Origin of the sequence: Rhodonellum psychrophilum GCM71 = DSM 17998, assembly GCF_000381545.1 — a bacterium.
Classification (GTDB): Bacteria; Bacteroidota; Bacteroidia; order Cytophagales; family Cyclobacteriaceae; genus Rhodonellum; species Rhodonellum psychrophilum.
In genome coordinates, this window is record NZ_KB906715.1 from 1 (window position 1) to 2938 (window position 2938).

Consider the following 2938-nt stretch of genomic DNA (forward strand, 5'->3'; position numbering starts at 1 on the left):
AAATCGCACTTACAATTTGAGGAGCCCGCGGCAGGCGACGGGAATCAACAAATCAACGGGCTAATTTATTTGTCCACTTTATTGTTGCAGATCCAGCAATCGCAGGAATATCAATAATACAGTTCTTTCAAAAAAGATTTAGCAACTCATCGACATAGGTAGCGACATTTTTGGTTCGCTACCTATGTCAATAAAGATCTGCAACTTATCTTTAACCTATAAATTTTACGTGCTCAGATCCAGAATTAACTTTTTCCAGATAAAAGCATTTGACAACTATATCCCTCTCAGATTAGGGAAAGTAAATTAATACGCCATTTGCTTGGGGAAAAAGGTGTTTTTTTTTAATGGGTACCCACGGATTGGCAGGAATAGTATTGAATACTCCAAATACATCGCAGATCCTATTTATATTCGATCAGGGAGTTTTTAGAAACCGAGTTTACATAAGAAAGAGTTAAATGGGAATTGATTCATTAAATAAATCAAAATTAAAAATTTCTTTGAGCTGGTCCGGTGGAAAAGATAGTGCTTATGCCCTGTGGAAACTCCAGCAAGACCCAGATTACACCGTTTCCCGTTTGCATACCACTTTTGGTGAAACAAGCAAAAGAGTTGGCATGCATGGAATCCACGAAAGCCTAATAGAGAAACAAGCAGAAGCCATCGGCCTACCTCTTGACAAAATCTACTATCCAGCAAGCGGGGATAACCAGGCTTATGAAAAAGCGATGGATGCTTACTTAGATAAACTCGAATCAGAAGCCATCTATCATATTGCATATGGAGACATTTTCTTGGAAGATTTAAAAAAATACAGAGAAAATCAATTGGCTACTCGGGGATTTGAAGGTGTTTTTCCACTATGGGGCAAGGATACTGAGGTATTGGCGGAGGAATTTATCAATTCAGGTTTCAAAACCTTAATATGTGCAGCCGATGCGGACAAAATCGATAAGGCTTGGGTTGGGAAAGTCTTTGATAGGGATTTCTTGACAGGTTTGACCCAAAACATTGATCCTTGTGGTGAAAATGGAGAATTCCATACCTTCTGCTATGAAGGCCCTATTTTTTCAGATTCAATGCCCGTGGTATTAAAAGAGAAAATTTCAAATACTTATAAGTTTGAAAATGAAAACGGGATTAAAGTTGAAAAGAAGTACTGGTTCCAGGAAATTGCGCTCAAAACTACTTGATTATGATTGTAAAGCTTTTCGCCAAATGTCCTTTGGATAAGTAAAGGACAATAAATACATTTTATAAGCTAAATGCCTTTGGATAATGGCTCTTGGATAACATCTATGAACAAGCGGCACCCGGTTCAATAAAGTAGCCTTGCAATCAACCAATTTTAAAATCAACATCTTTTCCAATTTGAAATCGAATGGGGATGTAGAACCAACCAGACACAGGATTTCCTTCAGCATCAATGCCCGGAATATATCCCCCTTCATAAATTTGAATTACCCTTAATGCTTCTTGTTGAAGTAGAAGTGGGGAATCCTTTGGATTGACAATCTCCAATCGCCCAAGTGAACCATCCTCCAAAATTTCAAGCCCTAATTTCACCACGCCTTCCATTTTGCTTTTCAAGGCAGCAGGTGGATAATTCAAGTGATTGCTCAGGAAATTATTCCAAGCGGAAATGGAATAAACCATAATTGGAGAAAAAACATCCCTGTTGATACCAATAACTTCTCCCTTTAGAGAGAAGGTCCCTTCACAAACCCCCTTTTCACAACCTAAACTCATGATGGTTTCGCTGGCTTTGAAATAAGTGGTTAACGCACTGTTCTCTTTAGCGTTGACTAGATATTGGTAGTTCAAAAAGCCCTGAAGATCATATTTCTCCGTTTTTTGAAAGAGTGTTTCCCCCCTTTTGTCAAACTCCGTCTGAATAACCATAAAAGGTCTGTTTTCCAAATCGTAAAATCTCTCTGTTTGGTTTCCCTCTTTGGAAACTGAAATAATTTTTGTGAATTGGTGCAGCCCAGATGCTGCAGATATTGGATAAAAATGCTCGTTCAGATGGATGGTTTTCCTTGATTGGGCAAAAAGGGTAAAGCTTGATGCCATTAAAAATACGAGCAACAATGGTTTAATGTAATTCATTTTAAGACTACTTATCGTACGCATTATTCGATCAATGAAATTCAGTTATTAAAATTACTTTTGTGGACCTATTCGTTTCCATCTTTTTCAAAAATCTTTGAATATCTACTATGAAAGGATTTTAAAAATAAAATCGAACCAAAGATCCCCATTTACATTGAGAAGTAATGCTTAAGGTATTCATAAAACCAACAACAATCCTTTCAATGCACAAAAAATCAAGCTCATTTTTTAAAATCTAGTTCCATTGATTAAATCAAGTGAAATTTTTATCGAAGTTGTTAAAGCATTTGCGAAAGAAAGTCAATAAAATATTTGGGGACTGTAGCTGACTGAGGATTCTTTATCATTTTTCTCAAGAAAAAAGCCCACAAAGGTTATTTCCATTCAATGATTTGATTCATTACCTCTTTTTTTGGTACAATCTTAATGGGTGCATTTCACGAAGGGAAAACTTCAAAAATTCATTTTGTTTTTTTATTGAAAGACCTCGTTTGGTGAAGGATGGTCCATGTACCGAAATTCTGTAGCCTTTCCAGTTTAATTAAGAATATACATTGGGATGACTGATGGCGTTGATAGCCCAAAAAAAATCAGCCTATTTGGAGAATTAGGGTAATGCCGGTATGGCAAAAACAGTAAACAAAGACTGATTATTGGTTGATTTAAGGTTGGAATAGAATTGGTTATACATACTAAAGATTAAAAAACATCACTTATTCAAAAAACCCAAAGCCTCAAAACGCAAAAAGCTCCCACCTGTTTAGGGTGGGAGCTGAATGACAATAAGGCGGCGGCCTACTCTCCCGGGAGTAACCCCAGTACC

The 2938-nt window shown here is 36.9% G+C and carries 2 protein-coding genes; one reads left to right on the plus strand and one right to left on the minus strand.

What is annotated here, in order from left to right:
* The first annotated feature begins 503 nt into the window (after positions 1-503).
* Positions 504-1196, plus strand: a complete 693-nt coding sequence (locus F824_RS0125350; RefSeq protein ID WP_236613275.1) for a Dph6-related ATP pyrophosphatase — start codon at positions 504-506, stop codon at positions 1194-1196.
* A 145-nt stretch (positions 1197-1341) separates the two neighbouring features.
* Here F824_RS0125350 and F824_RS0125355 read toward each other — a convergent pair whose 3' ends face one another.
* Positions 1342-2112, minus strand: coding sequence for an energy transducer TonB (locus tag F824_RS0125355; RefSeq protein WP_022582409.1), 771 nt, complete (start codon positions 2110-2112; stop codon positions 1342-1344).
* Positions 2113-2938 lie beyond the last annotated feature (826 nt).

What these genes read in the sequence shown, in the direction of transcription:
- F824_RS0125355 (WP_022582409.1), bottom strand. Translation starts at nt 2,112, where the DNA reads ATGAATTACATTAAACCATTGTTGCTCGTATTTTTAATGGCATCAAGC.